Genomic DNA, 21,043 nt, shown 5'->3' on the forward strand with positions numbered 1-21,043 from the left:
CGGTCCTTATGAGTTTCGTAGATCGAACGCGACTTTGACAGTCCCCAACCGACCGGCGGAGTGCGCGTGGTCCAATGCCTCGCGCCACCGATACAGCGGGTATCTGCCCCCGACAACGCCGTCGAGTGGCGCGTGTGCGGCGAGCTCGAACGCCTTGCCGAACGCCTCAGCGCCGGCCGTCGCGTACGTGCCCACCATCTCCAGCTCGCGGAACCACACCGGCGACAGGTCGGCGCCCGTCGACGGCATGCCCGACAGCACGACCCGGCCCCCTGCGCGGGTCGTCCGCATCACGGTGTCCAGCGAGCTCTTGCTGCCGACCGCGTCGATCGCGACGTCGACACCGCCGAGCAGGAACTCCGGTCCGCGCTCGGGCGAGAGCCGAAACGCCGACGTCGCCCTGCGTACGCGGGCCGGCACCTCGTCCGGCGCGAGCACGTCGGAGGCGCCGAACGCGCGGGCCAGCTCCACCTGTCGCGCGTGCTTGGCGACGACCGAGATCCGCCCGGCACCGGTGAGCTCGCGCAGCGCCAGCGTCACGAACAGTCCGACCGCTCCGGCACCGGACACCAGCACCGAGCCGTTCTCCGGGATGTTTGCCTTCAACGCCGTGTGCACGGCGCACGCGATCGGCTCGACGAGCACCGCGCGCTCGTCGCTCAGTCCCTCGGGAACGGCGTACAGCTGGCTGCGGTGCGCGACGAACTCGCCGCCCCAGCCGCCGCCGGTGTCCGCGCAGTAGCCGGTCTGCAGGCCGGGCGAGACGTGCCCGACCGTGATCCGGTCGCACAGGTTGGTGTTGCCGGACTCGCACGAGGGGCACGGCTCGACGCCGCGCGCCGCGCAGGCGAGCACGGAGTCGAGCACGACGCGGGTGCCCTTCGGGAGGTCCTCGCAGTCGTCCATCAGCTCGCCGACGACCTCGTGGCCGGGAACGAACGGCATCGACACCAGCGCGGAGAAGTACAGGCTGGTGTGGCCGAAGATCGCGCCGAGGTCGGAGCCGCAGATGCCGGACAGGATCGGCTTGACCCGGGCCCAGCCGGGGCCGCGCGGCTTCGGCGCGTCCCGCGTGATCAGCCGGATCGGCGCCGCCGGGCCGGTGAGGACGCCGGGGATCCGTCCACCCATCGCCTTCGCCGCGACGTAGCGCGGAAGCGACCGGTACATCTCCAGGGCGAGCATCATGAGGTGCGCTCCGCGGGCAGCTCGTCGGCGAACGGGATCGCGAGGCGGTTCGCCGCCGACGACGTCTTCCACTCCTCGACCGGCCAGCGGCCCTTGCGGGCTCGCCGCCACAGGTGCACGTCCGGGCTCACCGCGACCGGGCGGCCGACGGCCTCGAGCATGGGCAGGTCGGAGTGGCTGTCGGCGTAGGCGTACGACTTGGTCAGGTCGAAGCCGTGCTGGCCGGCGTACCGGATCAGCCAGGCGGCGCGCGACTCCCCCACCAGCGGCGGGCCGGAGAGGTAGCCGGTGCATCTTCCGCGGTCGTCGGTAGCGAGCTCGGCGGCGACGATCTCGTCGAACAACGGCTCCAGCGGCCTGGTCAGCGGGCGGATCGCGCCGGTGATGAGCACGGTCCGGTGACCCGCGGCGCGGTGCGCGCGGACCTGTCGCAGCGCGGCGGCGGAGACGCGTTCGAGCACGTGCTTGGCGAGCACGCTGTCGACGATGTTCTCCAGCTCCTCCAGGTCGGCGCCGGCGTAGCGGCGGTAGACCGAGCGGAGGAACGCGCCGCGGTCGCGGCGTTCGGCGCGGATGAAGCCGGGCACCTTGCGGAGCATCGTGCCGATCTCGCGGACGCGTTCGGTGCGGTCGAGCTCGGGCATCCGCAGCCAGAGGTAGGTCTCGATCACGTTCGACGACAGCAGCGTGCCGTCCATGTCGAACGCGGCGAGGATCTCGCCGCTCTCCGGCAGCTCCTTGGCCACGGTCGGTGCGGAGCGGCCGCGGCGGCGCCGGATGACGTCGTACTTGCGCATCGACTCGGTGACGTTCGGGCAGTGCACCTCGACCATGTAGTGGCGCCAGTCGACGATGCCGGTGTCGAACGGGAAGTCTTCCTTGTCGGCCTCCTCGAGCCGGTGGTAGAGCTCCATCAGCCGGTCGTCGGTGAAGAGCAGCTCGGCCTCGACGTACGGGCGGTAGAGATCCATGTAGCGGCGCAGGAACTCCAGCCGGCGCTGCAGCTGGTCGACCTCGCGGGCGATCTTGCGGATGCGTTCGCCTCTGGGGGCGTGAGTCACGACGTACTCGGCGATCTTGTGCGCTCGTTCGCTCATCGCCAGGATGCGCTCGACGCGCTCGCCGCCGGGGAACCGCCAGGTGGCGAGGCGGACGGCGCCTCGTTCGCTCATGTCGAACGGGTTCTCGTCGAAGTACTCCCGGATGTACTCGTAGACCTTCGCGTAGGTGAAGGGATTCCGCGCGCCGGAGGCCATGTGGTAGTAGGCGGGCTTGCCCTTCTCGGGGCTCTCGGCCGCGGCGGCGAGGATCGCATTGACGACGTGGTCGACGGGAACGACGTCCATGATCGCGTCCGGGCTCGCGGGGAACTCCGGCAGCTCGCCGCGTCCGTACGCGAGGATCAACGGGTCGGCCATCTTGAAGCCCTCGATCCAGCCGGGGTGCGGCGTCTCGAGGGCACTCTCGATGATGCTGGGGCGGGCGACCGTCACGGACATGCGCTGCGCGAACTCTTCGACGACGCGCTCGCCCATGGCCTTGGTGAACGTGTAGACGTCGGTCCAGCCGAGCGAACGTGCGCGTTCGCCGCCGGCTTCGACGAGCTTCTTCTGGACCCACTCGTTCCGGCGCCGCTCGGCGTCCTGCGCGGCCGTGATGGGGCCGGCTCGCCGGTGCTCGCGCTCGGCTTCCTTGCGCAGCTTGGACAGGATGCCGGGGCTGCGCGAGGTCTCCTCGACCCGGTCGCGCATGGCCTGGCCCCACTTGGCCTCGGTGCGCCAGTCGACGACGTGGTCGACGGGGCCTTCGGGGATCGCGCCTCTTCTTCTTCCGGAGACGTACGCGGTGGAGACGTGCACATAGTGGGTGTCGGGGCTGCTCGCCTCGATCTTCTCCAGCAACTGCTGGGTGCCGAGCACGTTCGTCCGGAACGCCTCGTCGATGGGCGGGTCGAAGCTCACGTCACCGGCACAGTGAATGACGATGTCCATGCCTGTCGGGAGGCCTGGGATCGTGCTCAGGTCGCCCTCGACGACGTCGATCCGCTGCTCCAGCAGCTCGGTGGTGCCACCGGCCGCGTTGCGGCTGGACTCGAAGATCTTCTTGTTGAGGACCTGCTCCATGCGGGAGCGGCCGGAGAGGCTTCCCTTGGGGCGAACGAGCGCGACGACGGTGGTGTCCGGCAGGTCGGCCAGGATCCGGTGCAGGAGGGCCTCACCGACGAAGCCGGTAACCCCGGTGATGAGGATCCGCTTCCCCCGGAGTCGTTCGCTCAGCCTCACGCGTGCGGCCCCCTTGGTCTGGCTCGGTCTGGTGATTGGCAACGGTGTGTCGATGCGCGGTCCTCCAGACCGTCATCCGCCACACCATATCTGGGTCCTGTGGGTTCTCGGCCTCCGGTTGTCGGCCAGGTCCGGTAGGGTTCGAACGCGTTTTCGAATCCTTGTGGAGGCCGATGATGAAGGTTGTGTGGAGCGAGCTCAGGCAGGACGGGGAGCACGATAGTGGCCCCGGCGCGTCAGCGCGGCGTGGTGAATCTCACCCTCGCAGTGGCCGTGCGCCGCTGGTCGTGTTCACGGAGCCCACGGGCCTGGTGGCCGCGGCGTCCGTGGACATGGAGGAGGTCCAACCGCCGTGACGGGCCGCCGATCTCGGACAGGTGTGGACCGGCCCGCCGCGAGCGTAGTGAACCCGAGCGTGCCCCTCGGCGCCAACTCGATCGGCATCCGATCTGCGCCTGCGCCCGGCTGGCCGGATGCGAGTCGAGCCGCTCACGCGATGGCCGTTTGGATGAAGGGCACCTTCATCCAAACCTATTGGATGAAGGGCACCTTCATCCAACGTGACCGTGCCCTCGCACAAAGCGGTGCCGACGATCGCGGAGGGCTCATCGAGGGGCAGCCTCCCCGTAGCGTTTTGAATGAAGGGCACCTTCATTCGAACCTATTGAATGAAGGTGCCCTTCATTCAAACCCAGAGCGGACGGAACCCCCGGCTCCATCGAAACCACAAGAGACCGAGGGCCAACAAGAAGCCCAAGCACGGCAACAAACCCCAGCAAGAAGGAACCTGGCCCGGGCACCCGTTCCCGGGGGCAGGGGCGGCGCGTGAAAAACAGGTGGCCGGGCCGGGGCGAGTCAAGGGTCGAAGATCGCGAAGCGACGCCTCTCTCGTTCTGCGCGAAGCGCCCCCAGGGAGGCGCCCTTGACGCGCCCCGGACCGGCCACCACACTCGACCGCCGCAACAGCCCACGGACAGCGCCAAACGCCCGGAGAGCTCTCAGCGAACACCGCACCAACAGAGCACCAGACCCAGAAGAGCTTCGCCAAGAACCCGACCCGCACCACCCGCACCCGCCGCGCCACCCAACCGTGATCATGAAGGCAAACCCGCCGTATACGACCAGTTCGGCTTCACGATCACCATCATGATCACGGCGGCCTCGAGGGCACCTGGCGCATGGGCCGACTCAGTCAGGCCACCGCGGCGAGCGCGTCCTCCAACGTGAAGGCGCCCTCGTACAACGCGGTGCCGACGATCGCCCCCTCCACCCCGTCCGGGACGAGGGCGGCGATCGCGCGGAGGTCGTCGAGGGTGGAGATGCCGCCGCTCGCCACGATCGGCGCGGACGTCGCCGCGCAGACCGAGCGCAGCAGCTCGAGGTTCGGGCCCTGCAGCATGCCGTCCTTGTCGACGTCCGTCACCACGTAGCGCGCGCACCCCTCCGAGTCCAGCCGCGCCAGCGTCTCGAAGAGGTCGCCGCCGGTACGTGTCCACCCGCGCGCCGCCAACGTTCGGCCCTTGACGTCGAGGCCGACCGCCACCCGGTCGCCGTACGTGGCGATCGCCTTCGCGCACCACTCCGGGTTCTCCAGCGCCGCGGTGCCGAGGTTCACCCGCCGGCACCCCGTGCTCATCGCCCACGACAGCGCGGCGTCGTCGCGCAGCCCACCCGAGAGCTCCACGGCAACCGACAAGGAGTCGATCACCCGCGCCAGCAAGGCGCGGTTCTCGCCACGACCGAACGCGGCGTCCAGATCGACGAGGTGCACCCACTGCGCACCGCGGCGCTCCCAGTTGCGCGCCGCCTCCAACGGGTCGCCGTACTGACCGCCGGTGCCGGCCACGCCCTGCACCAGCTGAACGGCCTTGCCAGCAGCGACATCGACAGCGGGAAGAAGGTCCAAGCTCATGATCCCGAGAGCCTAGCGACGACCGCCGCGGTCGTCGTCACCGTGCCGAGCAGCGGGAACATCCGCGCGACCGCGAAGGCGTGCTCGTCCGCGGCGAGCCCGCTCATCGCGTCCTCCACGAACACCAGCCGGTAGTCGTGCTCGTCCGCCGCCCGCGCGGTCGACTCGACCCCCATGTTCGTCGCGACGCCGCCGAGAACGATCGTGTCGATCCCACGCTCACGCAGCGCCGAGTCGAGCGGTGTCTGGTGGAACGCGCCCCAGGTGTGCTTGGTGATCAGCACATCCGGCGTCCCCAGCTCTGGCACCACCTGGTTCTGCGGATCGTCCGGCGACGAGAAGTCCATCGGCACCGGTCGCACCGCGCGGACGAGGACGACCGGCGCCGCAGCGGTGCGGAACGCGTCAGCCAACTGGCGCCCGGCATCGACGACCTCGGCGCCGGATCGCGGCTCGAAGGGACGAGTCACGAGCCGGACCTGCAGGTCGATGAGCACGAGCGCGGTGGTCGCGGGATCGAGATCGAGTTCGGTCACGAGTCCCAACCTACAGCCGGCTAACGACATCCTGACGGGACCAACCTGTGATACCTCTCCATGGTGACCACCGAGCAGCTCATCGAACAGATCGCCAAGACCCGCGGCCTCACCCTCGGCCACCCCAAGTCGTTCACCATCTCCCCCGACGGCGCCCGCGTCGTGTTCCTCCGTTCGGACAGCGGCACGGACTCGCGCGCCAGCCTGCGGTCGTACGACGTCGCCACCGGCACCGAGCGCCTGGTCTTCACCGCCAGCGCCGACGCGGACGCCGACCTGCCGCCGGAGGAACGCGCTCGCCGGGAGCGCGCGCGGCAGTCGGGAGGCGGCGTGGTCAACTACGCAACCGATGCCGACGTCCGGCTCGCGGCGTTCGCACTGGGCGGCACGTTGTGGACCGCCGACCTCGTGGACGGGAACGGCGGCAACCCGCTGCCCGCCGCGGAAGGCGTGGTCGACCCGCGGCCCGACCCGACCGGCCGGCACGTCGCGTACGTCAGCCACGGCGCGCTCCGTGTGATCGGCGCCAACGGCGACGGGGACCGGGCGCTGCTCGAACCGGACGGCGAGGAGGTCACGTACGGGCTCGCCGAGCACGTCGCGGGCGAGTCGATGGACCGGTACCGCGGCTTCTGGTGGTCTCCCGACGGGCAGCGGCTGCTGGTCGCGCGCGTCGACACCGCGCCCGTACAACGCTGGTACATCGCCGACCCGGCCAACCCGGCGAAGCCGCCGCAGGTCATGGCGTACCCGGCCGCCGGCACTCCGAACGCCGACGTCTCGCTCCACCTCGTCGACCTGACCGGCGCTCGCGTCGAGGTCGGGTGGGACCGGGCGGCGTTCGAGTACGTCGTCGCGGTGACCTGGACAGGGACCGGTCTGCTGGTGCTCGTGCAGAGCCGCGACCAGCGCACGGTCCAGGTGCTGGCGGTGGATCCGGCGACCGGACAGACCGACCTCGTCCACGAGGACCACGACGACGCCTGGTGGGAGCTCGTCGGCGGCGCGCCGGCGCGCACGTCGAGCGGCGCGCTCGTGTGGACGAGGGACGCCGACGACACGAGGCGGCTCGTGATCGACGGTGAGCTGGTGACGCCGATCGGCTTGCATGTCAGGGAGATCTGCTCGGTCGACGGGGAGACGGTGCTGTTCGCGGCCTCGCCCGAGCAGCCGCAGACGCACCTCTATACCTACTCCGCGGCCGACGGCGTCCAGCAGGTCAGCGAGGGCGTCGGCGTCTTCACCGGGCAGCGGGCAGGCGGGACGACGGTGGTCGTCGAGCGAACGATGGACGGCGTGCGGACCTTGGTCGTACGCGACGGTTCGCCTGCCGCCGAGCTCGTCTCGCACGGCGCCAAGCCCGTGTTGACGCCGCGGGCCGAGCTGCTGTCGGTCGGCGAGCGCGGGCTGCCGGCGATGGTGTTCTGGCCGAGCTGGTACGAGCGCGGGTCCGGCAAGCTGCCGGTACTGCTCAGCCCGTACGCCGGTACCGGTGCCCAGCTCGTGGTCGCGGCACTGTCCCGGCATCACCTGACGTCGCAGTGGTTCGCCGAGCACGGGTTCGTCGTGGTCACGATCGACGGCCGCGGGACGCCCGGTCGTTCGCCGTCGTGGGAGAAGTCGATCTACGGCGACAAGATCAGCCATGCCGTGACCGACCAGGTCGACGGGCTGCACGCGGTGGCGGCGTTGTACCCCGACCTCGACCTGGACCGCGTCGGGGTCCGCGGCTGGTCGTACGGCGGCACGCTCGCGGCGGCGATGGTGCTGCGCCGGCCGGACGTGATCCACGCCGCGGTCGCGGGTGCGCCGGTGACCGACGCGCGGCTGTACGACACGCACTGGCAGGAGCGCTACCTCGGGCATCCGGAGCAGAACCCGGAGGCGTACGACCGTTCCTCGGTCATGCCCGACGCGGCACGGCTGTCCCGGCCGCTGATGTTGGTGCACGGGCTCGCGGACGACAACGTGGTCGCGGCGCACACGCTGCGGCTGTCGTCCGCGCTGCTGGCGGCCGGCAAGCCGCACGAGGTGCTGCCGCTCTCCGGCGTGACGCACATGGCCGGCGGCGCGCAGCACATGCTGCTGCAGGTGGAGTTCCTGCGCCGATCTTTAGGACTTACGGAAGAACAGCGTCCAGGCGACCGGTAGCGCGAACAGGCCGACGATGACCGCGGCGCCGCGGGCGTACCAGTTCGGGGTCAGCAGCCAGGTGAGGACCTGCGCGACGAGGAAGATCGCGATCAGCAGGCCCGCGCGGCGTCTGCGCTTGTCGGCGAGCCGGCCCTGCTGGACGCTCCACTTGGTGCGCCTCGGCAGGGCGTCGCGAACGGCCTTCACGGTCTGCTGACGCTTGCGGCGCCTGGCGACCTGGCGTTCGCGTTTCGCGGCCGCGATCGCCTGCAGGCGTTCGCGTTCCTCTCGGCGGCGTTGACGTTCCTTGCTCATGGCAGGTCCACCGTGATCGTCTCGTGGGCGAGGAACGTCAACACCCGTTCGGCTTCGGCACGCAACGGTGCCCGCTGGTTGCGCGGAATCGTGTCGAACGGGTGCAGCGCGAGCCGATCGCGCTCGATCGTCCAGGTGCCGGCGACGCGGCCGTGCAGCAGGAACGTGTTGACCGCGCGGCGGCGATCGTACGGTGCGTCGGTCTCGATGAACCGGGAGCGGTCGTCGTGCGCGTACAACAGGTTGTCGAGCGCCGGCAGCAGCCGCGGCGGCGCTTTGATGCTCTTGTCGGGGAGCGGGGCGCGAGGCACGTCGAAGTACTCCCGTCCGACGGTGTCGTGCAGAATGCGCAAGCGGGGTTGGAGCTTCTCGAGAACCTCGCGGAGTCCGGTGAGGCCGGACCAGTACTGCAGGTCCTTCCAGGTGGCGGGGCCGAACGCGGCGAGATAGCGGAGCACGAGGCTGCGCAGCCCTTCGTCAGCCGGCCCGAGCGGGCGCTTGAGCCAGGTCTCGGCGAGCTGGTACGCCGGCGCCTCGCTACTCCCCCACTCGCCGGCGGGCGGGAGCTGGACGAGTGGGAGGAAGGCTCGGACGACGAGTCCGACGCTGTCCTTGCGTCGGGCTTGCTCGGCGAACGGCGCGAGCTCCTCGATCCACTCGGCACGGGTGCGTGGGCGTTCGTCGAAGAGCTGTCGTGCGGCCGCGAGCAGGGCGTCGAGGTCGAGCGTCTGGAAGTCGCGGGAGTTGTCGTTCCGTGCGACGCGTTCGATCACCGGGGCGAGCGCCCGGCGCCAGGCGAGGAAGTCGTCGGCAGTGTGCAGGTGAAGCGTGCCGCGGATGCCCGTCGCCCGAACGAGCTCGCGGCGGCGGAGCAGGCGGACGACCGTACCGGGCTGGAAGCAGTCGACGCGGGCGAGCAGCGAGAGGTAGGGCTGCTCGGTCCCCTGAGCGTTCACTCCGGCCAGCCGCGCCACCGCCCGCTTCACCGGGGTCGGCCGTCGCTCCAGCAGCAACTGGCGCGCCAACGTCGCGCGCCCCAGCTGCTCGCTGGTGAGGATCGGACCGGCCATGAGCGAGGAGCCTATTAGCGCAGCCGCTCCCCCACGGTGGACGGTACGTCGAGGACGTCACTCGGCTTGGGCGCGTCGCGCGGGTACGTGCCCGGTGCCGGGGTCTGCTTCCAGGCCTGACCGCGTGCGACCGGGCGCGCCTCGAAGAAGTTGCCGTCGTCCTTGACCACCAGTTCGACGGAGCCGCCGCCCGTGACGTCGAGCGCGATCCCGGCGTAGAGATCTGTCGGGGTCTTCTGGTCTCGCCACCGCACCGACACCGTGGTGATGGCGCCCACGCCGAGGTGTTGGCGCTCGAGCTGGAGGAGGGCATCGGCGAGCTTGGGCAGATCCTGCTCGGGTGCCGCGTCCGCCGCCAACGCCATCAAGCGGGCACTCGGGACGGGCGCGCGGGACATGGGGAAGTCGGCGTCGACATCGACCTCCACCTGCCCGTCCTTCGCGGCACGGGTCCGGAACAACCAGGACGGATCGGACCGCGACTGGGCGAGGAACACCCCGTCGTCCTCGCGTTCCATCCGCTCCCAGTCCCGAACCATCCGGCCGTCCTCGTCGACGATCGGAGCCGCGGAGTACTCGGCGGTCTCCATCCCGGGCGCGGCCACGAGGAACACCGTCGTCGGCCCGTCCGCCTTCCGCCGGTCGACGAACGCCCAGGCGGTCTGGCCAGGGACTCCGTTGACGATCCCGCCCGATGGTTTGTCGGCGTAGGTACCGGCAGGTGAGATCAGGGCGAGGATCGCGGGGTCGCCGACGGATCGGACGATGACGTAGCGGCGGTCTGCCACGTCGCCCGCGAAGAGGATCTGCAGATCCTCCGCGTCATCCTTGTAGAGGCGGCTGAGGTAGGCCCGGACGCCGGGGTCGTCGGCGAGCTCGCCGCGCGCCGGCCAGGTCGCGGGCGACTCGACCGGGGAGACGTCGGGGCCGGTGAGCTTGGTCACCACGGGCGCGCTGAGGATGCCGGCGAGGAGGACGAGGGCGGCCGTGACCGCGGTGGCGATCAGGCGGCGCCGGCGGCTGGTGGCTACGCGCGCGGTCACCAGGCCGTACGGGTCCGAACGGACCGGGACCGTGTCGGCGCGGCGGGCGAGCTCGGCGCGCAGGTCGTTCTCGACGGGCGTGGTCATGCGCTGACACCTCCGTTCACTTCGGGCAGAGCTGGTGCGTACGTCTCGCGCAATCTCGCGAGGCCTCGGGACGCCGTGCTCTTCACGGTGCCGACCGAGCAGCCCAGGGCGTCGGCGATCTGGGCTTCGGTGAGGTCCTCGAAGTACCGCAGCACGAGCACCGCGCGGGTCCGGGGCGGGAGTGTGCTGAGCGCCGTCCACAGCTCGTCGCGCTGGTCGTGCGCCAAGGTCGGGTCGGCAGCCGCTCGTTCGGGCGTCGCGAAGACCTCGCGCAGCCTGAGGCGGCGCCGCCAGTGGGAGTTGGCGAGGTTGATCAGCACCCGCCGCACGTACACCTCCGGCGCGTCCTTCCGCTCGATGCGCCGCCAGTGCCGATGCGTACGGGCGAGCGCGGTCTGCACCAGGTCCTCCGCGTAGCCGTGGTCGCCCACGAGCAGGAACGCCACCCGGACCAGCGCCTGCCAGCGCGCGGTCACGAACGCGCGGAACGTCTCCTCATCCTGCGAGTCCACCCAGCCTCCCCTCGTCACCCTCCCAGACCCTCGAGAAGCGGCAAAAGGTTGAGTTGGCGGAGCCGTCAATTGACGTCGAGGAGTGGTGTATAGAAAGTGCCAATGGGTATAGAATCTCGACGTGGCGTTGAGCATCAAGGATCCTGAGGCGGATCGGCTCGCTCGTGAGCTCGCGGCGAAGACTGGCGAGACGCTGACCGAGGCCGTGGTGATCGCCCTGCGCGAGCGACTCGCCCGACAGACCGGGCGCGCGCGGGTTGTGCCACTACGAGAGGAGCTCGCGGCGATCAGGCAGCGCTGTGCGGCGTTACCCGTGCTCGACCACCGGACAGCCGACGAGATCATCGGCTACGACGAGGACGGGCTGCCCACCTGATGGTGATCGACACCTCCGCCATGGTTGCCATGCTCGGCAACGAGCCGGACGCGGAGCGATTCGAAGCAGCGATCGAGGACGACACCGTCCTGCTGATGTCGACAGCCTCCTACGTCGAGACCGCGATCGTGATCGAGCGCCGCTTCGGTGAGCCCGGCGGGCGGGAGCTGGACCTTTGGCTCCATCGGGCCACGGTGGATCTCGTCGCCGTTCATCCTGATCAGGCCGAGGTGGCGCGGGCCGCCTACCGCAAGTACGGCAAGGGGATTCACCCGGCCGGGCTGAACTTTGGCGACTGTTTCGCGTACGCGCTCGCCAAGGTCAGCGGCGAGCCGTTGCTCTACAAGGGCAAGGACTTCGGCCGGACCGACATCGACACGGTGCGGCTTCCGGGCTAGCGGATCGTCTTGAGCCAGTTCGACAGCAGTTGGGCGCCGGCGTCGCCGGACTTCTCGGGGTGGAACTGGGTGGCGCACAGGGGGCCGTTCTCCACGGCGGCCACGAAGCGGTCGGTGTCGTACGGCGTCCACGTCACCAGCGGGGGCTTGAACGGGCCAGAGGCCTCGAGCGACCACGACCGCGCCGCATACGAGTGGACGAAGTAGAAGCGCTCCGACTCCACCCCGGCGAAGAGCTCCGACCCCACCGGCGGCTCGACCACATTCCAACCCATGTGCGGAACGATCGGGGCTTCCAGCCGCGACACGGTCCCCGGCCACTCGCCGCAGCCGTCGGTCGAGACGCCGTGCTCGACCCCACGTTCGAACAGGATCTGCATCCCCACACAGATCCCCAGCACCGGACGCCCACCCGCTAGGCGGCGGCCGATCAGCTCGTTGCCGCGGACCGAGAGCAGCCCCTCCATGCAGGCCGCGTACGCGCCGACCCCCGGCACCACGAGCCCGTCAGCGGCCAACGCGTCGGCGTACGAGGACGTCACCGTCACCGAAGCGCCCACCCGCGCCAACGCACGCTCGGCCGAACGCAGGTTGCCCGACCCGTAGTCGAGTACCACCACCGACGGACCGACGCTCACGACGACTCCCGCAACCCGAACCACACGAAAGCCACAGCCAGCAAGGCGAAAACGACCAGCACCCACCAAGGCCGCTTCTGCTGCCGCATCGCGATGATCCCGCCAGCACTCAGCCCGGCGAGCGCGAACCACACGTACTGCATCTACAACGCACCCTTGGTCGAAGGCACACCAGTCTCCCGCGGGTCCAGAGCGACGGCGGATCGCAAAGCCCGCGCCAGCCCCTTGAACTGGGCCTCCACGATGTGGTGCGGATCGCGCCCCGCCAACACCCGGACGTGCAGACACAACGCGGCGTGGAACGCGAACGACTCGAGCACGTGCCGCGTCAGTGCGCCGGTGAAGTGCCCGCCGATCATCGCGTACTCCTGCCCCTCCGGCTCGCCGGTGTGCACGCAGTACGGCCGCCCCGCCACGTCGACGACGACCTGCACCAGCGCCTCGTCCAGCGGCACGGTCGCGTCAGCGAACCGCCGGATGCCGCGCTTGTCCCCCAGCGCCTGCCGGAACGCCTGCCCCAGCACGATCGCGGTGTCCTCGACCGTGTGGTGCGCGTCGATGTGCACGTCGCCCTCGGCCTGCACGGTCAGGTCGAACAACCCGTGCCGCCCGAGCTGGTCGAGCATGTGGTCGTAGAACGGCACCCCCGTCGACACGTTCACCCGGCCGGAGCCGTCGAGGTCGAGCTCGACGACGATCTTGCTTTCCTTGGTCTCGCGTTCGATCCGCGCGGTACGCGTACTCATGAGCCCAGCACCTCCTGAAGCGCGGCCCGGAACGCCGCCATCTCGTCGGCCGTTCCGATCGACACGCGAAGCCAGCCGTCCGGACCGGTCTCGCGAATCAGCACGCCCCTGTCAAGGAGACCTTGCCAGACCGCGTGGCGATCGGGAAACGTGCCGAAAAGAACGAAGTTCGCGTCCGAGTCCGCCGCGACCAATCCCAGCGAACGCAGCCACAGCACGGTCTCGTCCCGCCGCACGCGCAGCTCGGCCACCCGGGCGAGCAGCTCGTCGGCGTTGCGCAGCGCGGCGCGCGCGACGGCCTGCGTGACTGCCGAGAGGTGGTACGGCAGCCGCACGATCCGCAGCGCGTCGACCACCACCGAGTCGGCCGCGAGATAGCCCAATCGTCCACCAGCGAAGGCGAAAGCCTTCGACATCGTCCGGCTCACCGCGAGCTTCGGGAACCGCGGCAGCAGAGACAGCGCGCTCGGCGTCCCGTCGCGGCGGAACTCCCCGTACGCCTCGTCGACGACCACCACACCGGGCGCGACGTCGCAGACCGCCTCGACCAGCGACAGCGGCAGCGCCGTCCCGGTCGGGTTGTTCGGCGACGCCAGCAGCACGACCGACGGCGCGTGCTGCTTGATCTGCGCGACCGCGTGCTCGACGTCGATCGTGAAGTCGTCGGCCCGCCGCCCGGTGATCCAGGTCGTCAGGGTGTCGCGCGCGTACTCCGGGTACATCGAGTACGTCGGCGCGAACGAGAGCGCGACCCGCGAAGGTCCGCCGAACGCCAGCAGCAGGTGCAGCATGACCTCGTTCGACCCGTTCGCCGCCCACACCTGCGCGGCCGTGAGGTCGTGCCCCAGGTACGCGGCGAGGTCCTGCCGCAGCGCCCACGCCTCCCGGTCCGGGTAGCGGTTCAGCGACCGCGCGGCCTCGGCGACGGCGGACGCGATGTCGGCGACGATGCGCTCCGACGGCGGGTACGGGTTCTCGTTGACGTTGAGCAGAACGGGAACGTCGAGCTGCGGCGCACCGTACGGCTCCTCGCCGCGCAACTCGGGCCGCAGCGGCAGGTCGTCGAACGTGAGGCCCATCAGACGACCTTCGCCAGCTCGACGAGCGCGTCGACCACGCCAGGCGTACCGGCGACGAGCACCTCGATGCCGCTCGCGGTGGTCAGCCACTGCGTCGTACCGCCGGCCTCCTCGACCAACGCGATGCCCGCGGCCACGTCCCAGATGTTGACGCCGAAGCCGAGGTAGCCCTCCTGCGCACCGGTCGCGACCGAGAGCATCTCGCACGCCGACGATCCCGTCCGCCGGTAGTCGCGGGCGCGGTACATGAGCTCGCCGAGCATCCCGTGCACCCGGACGCGCTGCTCCATCGGGCTGGGCAGGCCGATGCCGACAAGCGAGTCGGTCAGGTCGGAGGCGACCGAGACGCGCGGCGTCGCGTCGCGTGCCACCGCCTCGCCACCGCCGGCGGCGGCCCAGTCGCCGTCGGCCGGCCGGACGATCGCGCCGGCCACGATCGAGCCCTCGTGCTCGACGCCCACCGAGACCGCGTAGTCGCGGCGGCCGTGGACGAAGTTCATCGTGCCGTCGAGCGGGTCGACCAGCCAGCGGACGCCGCTCGTTCCCGCGTGGCTGCCCGACTCCTCGGCGAGGATCGCGTCGTCCGGGCGGGCCGAACGGATCAGCCCGAGCACCGCGACCTCGGCGGCCTGGTCAGCTGTCGTGACGAAGTCGGCCGCGTGCGCCTTGGTCTCGACGCGGAGGTCGCCGCGCCGCAGCTCGCGCAGGATCGCGTGCGCGCCGACCTGGGCGGCCGCGAGCGCGAGGTCGCGAAGGTCGGCGTGGAACGTGGCGGTCTCGGGGCTCTCGGGGCTCTCGGGGCTCTCGGGGCTCTCGGGGGTCTCGGCAGAGGCCGGGTCAGTCACCGGGCTGGTCGCCTTCTCTCGCGAAGCGGATGCGTACGGCGGCGCCGTGCGCCGGCAGGTCCTCGGCGTCGGCGAGCGCGCTGACGTGCGGCTCGACGTCGCGGAGGGCTGCCTGGTCGTACTCGATCACGTGCACGGCCTTGAGGAAGCTGCGCACGGACAGGCCGGACGAGTGGCACGCGCAGCCGCCAGTGGGCAGCACGTGGTTGGAGCCGGCCGCGTAGTCGCCGAGCGAGACCGGCGCCCACGCGCCGACGAAGATCGCGCCGGCGTTCCGTACGCGGCTCGCCCACCGCGCGGCGTCGACGGTGTGGATCTCGAGGTGTTCGGCCGCGTACGCGTCGACGACGGCGAGGCCCTGCTCGAGGTCGTCGACGAGCACGACACCGGACTGCTCGCCGGCGAGCGCGGCCTGGATCCGGCCGAGGTGCTTGGTGGCCTCGACCTGCAGCTCGAGCTCCTTGACCACCGCGTCGGCGAGCGACTCGTCCGGCGTGACGAGCACGCTCGCGGCCATCGGGTCGTGCTCGGCCTGGCTGATCAGATCCGCGGCGACGTACGCGGGATCGGCGCTCTCGTCGGCGAGGATCGCGATCTCGGTCGGACCGGCCTCGGAGTCGATGCCGACGATGCCCCTGACCAGGCGCTTCGCCGCGACGGTGGAGATGCGGCCGGGGCCGGCGATGAAGTCCGCCGGCTCGCAGCCGTCGACGCCGTACGTGAACATCGCGACCGCGCCGGCACCGCCGACCGCGTAGACCTCGTCGACGCCGAGCAGCGCGCAGACGGCGAGGATCGTCGGGTGCGGCAGGCCGCCGTAGTCCTTCTGCGGCGGGCTCGCGAGCGCGATCGAGCCGACGCCTGCGATCTGCGCGGGTACGACGGTCATCACGACGCTGGACGCGAGCGGCGCGAGGCCGCCGGGTGCGTAGACGCCGACCCGCGTGTACGGGACGAGCCGGTTGGTGATCGTGCCGCCGGGAACGACGTCGACCGTGGTGTCCTGCTCGCGCTCGCGTTCGCTCACCGCACGGAGGCGGGCGATCGACTCCTCGAACGCGGCCCGCACGTCGGCGTCCAGCGTCTCGAGCGCGCCGGTGATCGCCTGCGGCGGCACGCGGACGCTGGCGAGCTTGACGCCGTCGAACCGTTCCGCGTACTCCAGCAGCGCCTCGACCCCGCGATGGCGCACGTCCTCGAGGATCGGCCGGACGCCGTCGAGGGCTTCCTCGAGGGCGAGCTCGGCGCGCGGAACGAGGGCGCGGTAGTCGAGGCGCTCGCCAGTGGCGAGGCGACCTCGAAGGTCGAGTCGACGGATCACGTCGTCGAGTCTACGAAACCGACCGGGTGGGTCGGCCACTGGAATACGGCCCAGGATGGGCACGCTCCCACGTCAACTGGAACGTTCTGGAACGCGGAAGGCGCTTGCCGGGTACCAGAACGTTCCAGTTCGGGCGCGCGCGGGAGTGGGTCCCAGAGAACTGGGTCGGGGGCACCCTTGTCCCAACCTATGGGACAAGGGTGCCCCCGACCCAACCTCAGTGCAGGCGCGAAGGGCGGTCGACTACCGCAGGTATGGGATCGAGCGGTCGAGGAGCCCGCGGGTCTTGAGCTCCTTGCGGACCGGGATCTCGTCGTCGATGTAGCCGTTCCAGTTGATGCCCCAGCGGTTCGCCGTGGACGGCGACGCGCCCGCGATCTGCCGCTGCACCGGGGTGAGGCCCTGGAACCACTCGCCGGACTCTTCGTACGGCATGTCGTCGAGCGGGCGGATCCAGCGGTACGTGTAGCCGACGAACAGCATCTTCCGCGTGACGTCGGACACGTTCTGCGACCGCGAGTGCCACAGGCGGCGGTCGAAGATGAACGCGTCGCCCGGGTTCGCGGTGATCTCCAGCGCGCCCTCGGGACGCGTGACGCCGTCCCACTCGCCCTGGGGGCGGGCGAAGGAGTTCGACAGGTGGCTACCCGGGACCACCAGCGTCGCGCCGCGGTTGGTCTCGGCCAGGTCGGAGATCACGTACGCGATCTTCAGCGAGAACATCGGCCGCGGCAGCTCGGGCTGGCCGTTGACCTCCGGGTCGGAGTTCTGCCGGTAGCCATCTTGGTGCCAACCCCAGATCGGCTTGCCCGTCTCCGGGCCCTGCGGCGGGGTGACATCGAGGTGGTTGTGGTGCGTGTAGACGTTCCAGCCGGCCAGGCCCCAGATGTACCGGAACGTCGGGCCGTGGTCGAGCAGCTGGCCGAACAGCGGGTCGCGGGTCAGGAACCCGAGCAGGTGCAGCGTGCCGTCGGGCTTGTGCGTGCCGCGCTCGCCCTCCTCGGCGTACACGCGGTCCATCGCCTCTTCGAGAGCGGCCCGATGGTCCTCGGTCAGCACGTTGCGGAGCAGCAAGAACCCCTGGGTCTCGAACTCCTTGCGGGCCGTGTCGTCGATCGGCTCGTAACCCGTGTTTGCGTCGGCGTATGGCGCTGCAGTCACGCCAGACCCCCTCTTCTCATCGCGGTCTCTTCTTGGGAGGGACGCTAATTTAGAAACGTTGGTTGCGCAAAATTCGACACTCGCTCAGCCGCATTCTGACAGACCAGCCTGCGCCTGCCGCACCCAGATCGGCGACCCGACCTTCCGGGCCAGGTCGAGCGCCACGCCGAAGTGCGCACGGGCGTCGTCGGACCGCCCGAGCACCAGCGCGAGGCCGCCGAGTTGCTGGTCGACCGGCGCGACCGGGAATGCGCCGTTGTTCGCGCCGGCGAGCAGCCCGGTGTACGGCTCCAGCGTGTCGTACAGCTTCGCGGCGGCGTCGGCGTCGCCGAGGGCGATCGCGCACTCCGCCCGGAGCGCGAGGAACATCAGCCGGAAGTAGTCGTGCCGGATCGGCCCGTCCGGTCGCCAGACCTGGCGCGCCTCCTCGACCCGGCCCTGCGCGAGCAGGATCAGCGTGTACGGGTCGCGCGCCACCTCCGGGTAGCGCTCGACCATCGGCTGGATCGAGTCGGCCAGGTCGGCGAGCCGGCCCGCCACGTACGCCACGGTGTACCGGCAGATCCAGCGCACGTCCTCGGCGTTGAACGACCCGATCTCGCGCAGCCGGTCGCACGCCTCGTCGTACTTCGCGGCGGCCTCCTCAAGCCGGCCCTGGACGACCAGCCGCATCGCCTCGAACAGCTTCATCTCCGCGGCCGGGCCACCGAGCTCGTGGTCCTCGGCGAGCAGCTGGACGGTCGCCGCGTGCCGCGATGCGGTGTCGAGGTCGCCGCGGGTGGCGGCGGCCTGCATGCTCGCGATGTGCCCGAGGACGCGGTAGCCGACCTGCTGCGTCCGGTGGCCGAGCTCGACCAGCTCGGCTCCGGTCTCGCCGTGCTCGGTCGGCCTGATCTCACCCTGGGTCCAGTAGTACCAAGCGTTGAGGGCCAGCGCGACGAGCTCGGGCTTGTCCGTCGTACGTGCCAGCCGGAGCGCTTCGGCGGCGGCGAACCCGGACCGTTCGTCGTTGCCCTCGGTCTCGATCACGTAACAGGCGAGCAGCCGGCTGCGGCGTTCGGCATCCTCCGGCGGGACGGCTTCGGCGGCGGCCCAGATGATGCCGGCCGTATCGGGGTCGACCTGGGCGTAGTCGCGGACGGCCCACGAGACCGGCACGTCCCAGGCGGTCACGGCCTGCTCGACGAGGTCCTGGTCGCCGGTCGCGGCAGCCAGCCTGATCGCGTCGGCCCGCGCCCCGCGGGCGGCCATCGCGTTGCCGGCGCCCGCCTCGGCGCGGACCAGGCCGGCGAGCAGCTCGATCCGTTCGTCCGTTGTCGCGTCTGGGACGTGGTCGAGGGCGGCGAGCGCCTGCCGCCAGAGGCCGGCGGCAGCTCGCGAGGCGTACCGCCGTGCTGTCTGCTCGGCGGCGGCACGGGCGTAGTCGACCGCGGGCCGGGCGTCGCGGGCCTGCCCGTAGTGGTGCGCGAGGCCGACCAGGTCGTTCGGCCGGACGGTGCGCAGTGCGGCCGCGGCGACGCCGTGCAGGTGGGTACGGCGCAGGACCGGCAGTTCCTCGTAGAGCGTGTCGCGAACGAGGACGTGCGCGAACCGCAGCTGTCCCGGTCCCGCCTCGACGAGCAGCCCGGCGGAGACCGCCGACTCCAGCGCGTCGATCGCCGTGGTGCCGGCGGCCTCGAGCAGGACGTCGATCGGGAGGTCGCGCCCGATGACCGCGGCGAGGTTGAGCACGCGGCCGGTCTCGTCCCCGAGGCGGTCGATCCGGCGGCGGATGACATCGCGGACCCCGGCGGGGAGCGCGTTCTCGGCACCGTCGCCGGCCGCGAGGAGGCGAGCGATTTCGCCTACGTAGAAGGGGTTTCCGTCCGTACGCTCGGCGAGCCTGCGGGCTGTCGGCTCGTCGCAGGCGCGGCCGGAGAGCTGTGCGACCAGCTGCTGGACCTCGGTCGCGGCGAGGCCGTGCAGGTCGAGGCGGACGGGCTGCTTCGTGGCGAGTCGGGCGAGCAGGTCGCGCAGGGCCTGCGTGATCTCGTTCGGTCGCATCGTGGCGACGACGAGTAGCCTCGGCCCGGCGAGGTCGGTGACCGTGCCGAGCAGCGCGAGCGTCTCGGTGTCGGCGCGGTGGACGTCGTCGAGGACGACCGCGACCGGGCGGGTCGTGGCGACGTGGTTCAGGTACGTCGCGACGGCGTGGTGCAGCCGGAACCTGCCGTCGGACGGGTCGGCGGTCTCCGCGTCGCCTGCCGCGCGGAGGGGCGCGAGGGCGGAGGCTGTCGTCGCGTCGGGCGTCTCGGCGGTGGTCACGGTGCCGAGGACCTCGGTCCAGGGCCAGGCCGCGGGAACGCCATCGCCCTCGGGGCAACTCCCCCACGCGACCAGCCAACCGCTGTCGGCGAGCTCGTCGGCGAACCGCGTCGTCAAGGCGGACTTGCCGGCGCCGGGCTCGCCGGCGATCAGCGCGACGGCGCTGGACGTTCGGGCCTGTTCGGCAGCGGCGGCGAGGGCTTGGAGCTCTTGCGTACGGCCGACGAACTCGGCCTTGCTCACGGCGGTGGCGCGCTGGCGTTCCTCCTCGTGCAGGCGCGGGTCGTGGTCGAGCACCATCGCCTCGAGCTGGCGCAAGGCCTGGCCGGGGTCGACGCCGAGTGCGTCGACGAGCTCGGCCCGCGCGCGCCGGATCGCGCCGAGCGCGTCGCCCTGCCGGCCGACGCGATAGAGCGCGAGGGCGAGGAGCCGCCAGCCTTCCTCGCGGAGCGGGTACTCGCGGACGTACACCTCGAGGTCGGGTACGGCGTCGGCCGCTCTGCCGAGCGCGAGCCACGCGGCCGCGCGGCGTTCCCTGGCGACGGCGACGAGCTCGTCGTGGCGTGCCTGCTCGGCGCGCGCCCAGGGGTGGTTCGAGAACTCGCCGTAGGCCGGTCCGGCGCAGACCGCGATCGCGTCGTCCAGCAGGCGGGCGGCCTCGACGGGGTGGGCGTCGACGGCCTTGCGGACGAGGCTCTCGAACCGCCAGGCGTCGACGTCGTCCTGCTCCGGCCTCAGGGCGTAGCCGGGCGCGACGCTGAGCAGCAGCGTCGCCGGCGCGCGTCGTTGGCGGTCGGGCTCGAGGGCGCGGCGGAGGTGGGAGACGTACGTCTGCAGCGTGGCCTGGCCGCTCACCGGGGTGTCCAGCGGCCAGACGTCCTCGACGAGCGTGTCGGCCGGGAGGACGCGCCCGCGGGCGACGAGCAGGCGCGCGAGAACGGAGCGCTGCCGCGGCCCGCCGAGGTCGATCGGCCGACCGTCGTGCAGCGCTCCGAACCCGCCGAGCACCGTGAAGGCAACCACCGCCAGCCAGCCTACGACGGTGCCCGACTCCCCCTCCCTCACCGCACTCACTCACCGCGCTCACTCACCGCGCG

The 21,043-nt window shown here is 71.1% G+C and carries 19 protein-coding genes; 3 read left to right on the forward strand and 16 right to left on the reverse strand.

What is annotated here, in order from left to right; translation table 11 throughout:
- Positions 1 to 6: 6 nt before the first annotated feature.
- From JOD67_RS25720 to JOD67_RS25735, 4 genes are all read right to left on the reverse strand, one after another.
- Complete coding sequence (locus JOD67_RS25720; RefSeq protein ID WP_205120262.1) at positions 7 to 1,188, reverse strand: zinc-dependent alcohol dehydrogenase; 1,182 nt, start codon at positions 1,186 to 1,188, stop codon at positions 7 to 9.
- Positions 1,185 to 3,470 carry an HAD-IB family hydrolase gene (locus JOD67_RS25725; RefSeq protein WP_205120263.1) on the reverse strand — a complete coding sequence of 762 codons (2,286 nt, stop codon included), beginning with the start codon at positions 3,468 to 3,470 and terminating at the stop codon, positions 1,185 to 1,187. Before JOD67_RS25725 ends, JOD67_RS25720 begins: the two co-directional genes overlap by 4 nt.
- A 1,192-nt stretch (positions 3,471 to 4,662) precedes the next feature.
- A complete protein-coding gene (gene priA / locus JOD67_RS25730; RefSeq protein WP_205120264.1) occupies positions 4,663 to 5,382 on the reverse strand; it encodes a bifunctional 1-(5-phosphoribosyl)-5-((5-phosphoribosylamino)methylideneamino)imidazole-4-carboxamide isomerase/phosphoribosylanthranilate isomerase PriA in 720 nt (239 codons plus the stop codon).
- Positions 5,379 to 5,918, reverse strand: a complete 540-nt coding sequence (locus JOD67_RS25735) for an isochorismatase family protein (RefSeq protein ID WP_307782550.1) — start codon at positions 5,916 to 5,918, stop codon at positions 5,379 to 5,381. The genes priA and JOD67_RS25735 overlap by 4 nt, the downstream gene beginning before the upstream one ends.
- A 60-nt stretch (positions 5,919 to 5,978) precedes the next feature.
- Between JOD67_RS25735 and JOD67_RS25740 the strand changes: the two genes are divergently transcribed.
- Positions 5,979 to 8,069, forward strand: a complete 2,091-nt coding sequence (locus JOD67_RS25740) for a S9 family peptidase (RefSeq protein WP_205120265.1) — start codon at positions 5,979 to 5,981, stop codon at positions 8,067 to 8,069.
- On the opposite strand, the gene JOD67_RS25745 is transcribed toward JOD67_RS25740, so the two are convergent.
- From JOD67_RS25745 to JOD67_RS25760, 4 genes are read right to left on the reverse strand one after another with little or no spacing between them, the layout of a single operon-like run.
- On the reverse strand, positions 8,031 to 8,366 hold the full coding sequence (locus JOD67_RS25745) for a hypothetical protein (RefSeq protein ID WP_205120266.1): 336 nt from the start codon (positions 8,364 to 8,366) through the stop codon (positions 8,031 to 8,033). The genes JOD67_RS25740 and JOD67_RS25745 overlap by 39 nt on opposite strands.
- A complete protein-coding gene (locus JOD67_RS25750; RefSeq protein WP_205120267.1) occupies positions 8,363 to 9,436 on the reverse strand; it encodes a winged helix DNA-binding domain-containing protein in 1,074 nt (357 codons plus the stop codon). The genes JOD67_RS25745 and JOD67_RS25750 overlap by 4 nt, the downstream gene beginning before the upstream one ends.
- Positions 9,437 to 9,450: 14 nt before the next feature.
- The gene (locus JOD67_RS25755; RefSeq protein WP_205120268.1) at positions 9,451 to 10,566 is read right to left on the reverse strand and encodes a hypothetical protein; all 1,116 of its coding nucleotides are present in this window, start codon (positions 10,564 to 10,566) and stop codon (positions 9,451 to 9,453) included.
- The gene (locus JOD67_RS25760; RefSeq protein WP_205120269.1) at positions 10,563 to 11,078 is read right to left on the reverse strand and encodes a SigE family RNA polymerase sigma factor; all 516 of its coding nucleotides are present in this window, start codon (positions 11,076 to 11,078) and stop codon (positions 10,563 to 10,565) included. The genes JOD67_RS25755 and JOD67_RS25760 overlap by 4 nt, the downstream gene beginning before the upstream one ends.
- Before the next feature lie 121 nt (positions 11,079 to 11,199).
- Here JOD67_RS25760 and JOD67_RS25765 point away from each other — a divergent pair, with 121 nt between their 5' ends.
- The gene (locus JOD67_RS25765; RefSeq protein ID WP_205120270.1) at positions 11,200 to 11,454 is read left to right on the forward strand and encodes a type II toxin-antitoxin system VapB family antitoxin; all 255 of its coding nucleotides are present in this window, start codon (positions 11,200 to 11,202) and stop codon (positions 11,452 to 11,454) included.
- On the forward strand, positions 11,454 to 11,852 hold the full coding sequence (locus JOD67_RS25770; protein WP_205120271.1) for a type II toxin-antitoxin system VapC family toxin: 399 nt from the start codon (positions 11,454 to 11,456) through the stop codon (positions 11,850 to 11,852). Before JOD67_RS25765 ends, JOD67_RS25770 begins: the two co-directional genes overlap by 1 nt.
- Here JOD67_RS25770 and hisH read toward each other — a convergent pair.
- The 8 genes from hisH to JOD67_RS25810 all read right to left on the reverse strand — a co-directional run bounded on the left by hisH (position 11,849) and on the right by JOD67_RS25810 (position 20,969).
- Positions 11,849 to 12,490 carry an imidazole glycerol phosphate synthase subunit HisH gene (gene hisH / locus JOD67_RS25775; RefSeq protein ID WP_307782551.1) on the reverse strand — a complete coding sequence of 214 codons (642 nt, stop codon included), beginning with the start codon at positions 12,488 to 12,490 and terminating at the stop codon, positions 11,849 to 11,851. The genes JOD67_RS25770 and hisH overlap by 4 nt on opposite strands.
- Entirely contained in the window at positions 12,487 to 12,633 is a 147-nt protein-coding gene (locus JOD67_RS25780) for a CG2302 family histidine operon protein (RefSeq protein WP_205120272.1), read from the reverse strand. Before JOD67_RS25780 ends, hisH begins: the two co-directional genes overlap by 4 nt.
- Complete coding sequence (gene hisB / locus JOD67_RS25785) at positions 12,634 to 13,236, reverse strand: imidazoleglycerol-phosphate dehydratase HisB (RefSeq protein WP_205120273.1); 603 nt, start codon at positions 13,234 to 13,236, stop codon at positions 12,634 to 12,636. It lies immediately after the preceding gene.
- On the reverse strand, positions 13,233 to 14,315 hold the full coding sequence (locus tag JOD67_RS25790; protein WP_205120274.1) for a histidinol-phosphate transaminase: 1,083 nt from the start codon (positions 14,313 to 14,315) through the stop codon (positions 13,233 to 13,235). The genes hisB and JOD67_RS25790 overlap by 4 nt, the downstream gene beginning before the upstream one ends.
- Positions 14,315 to 15,160 (reverse strand): inositol monophosphatase family protein, encoded by an 846-nt coding sequence (locus JOD67_RS25795; protein ID WP_205120275.1) that lies wholly within the window; start codon positions 15,158 to 15,160, stop codon positions 14,315 to 14,317. Before JOD67_RS25795 ends, JOD67_RS25790 begins: the two co-directional genes overlap by 1 nt.
- Positions 15,153 to 16,481, reverse strand: a complete 1,329-nt coding sequence (gene hisD, locus JOD67_RS25800) for a histidinol dehydrogenase (protein WP_205120276.1) — start codon at positions 16,479 to 16,481, stop codon at positions 15,153 to 15,155. The genes JOD67_RS25795 and hisD overlap by 8 nt, the downstream gene beginning before the upstream one ends.
- 243 nt (positions 16,482 to 16,724) lie before the next feature.
- Positions 16,725 to 17,642: a phytanoyl-CoA dioxygenase family protein gene (locus JOD67_RS25805; RefSeq protein ID WP_205120277.1), complete on the reverse strand. Its 918-nt coding sequence runs from the start codon at positions 17,640 to 17,642 to the stop codon at positions 16,725 to 16,727.
- An 84-nt stretch (positions 17,643 to 17,726) separates the two neighbouring features.
- Complete coding sequence (locus JOD67_RS25810) at positions 17,727 to 20,969, reverse strand: ATP-binding protein (protein ID WP_205120278.1); 3,243 nt, start codon at positions 20,967 to 20,969, stop codon at positions 17,727 to 17,729.
- Between the last annotated feature and the right edge of the window lie 74 nt (positions 20,970 to 21,043).

The sequence above is a fragment of the Tenggerimyces flavus genome (assembly GCF_016907715.1).
Taxonomy (GTDB): Bacteria; Actinomycetota; Actinomycetes; order Propionibacteriales; family Actinopolymorphaceae; genus Tenggerimyces; species Tenggerimyces flavus.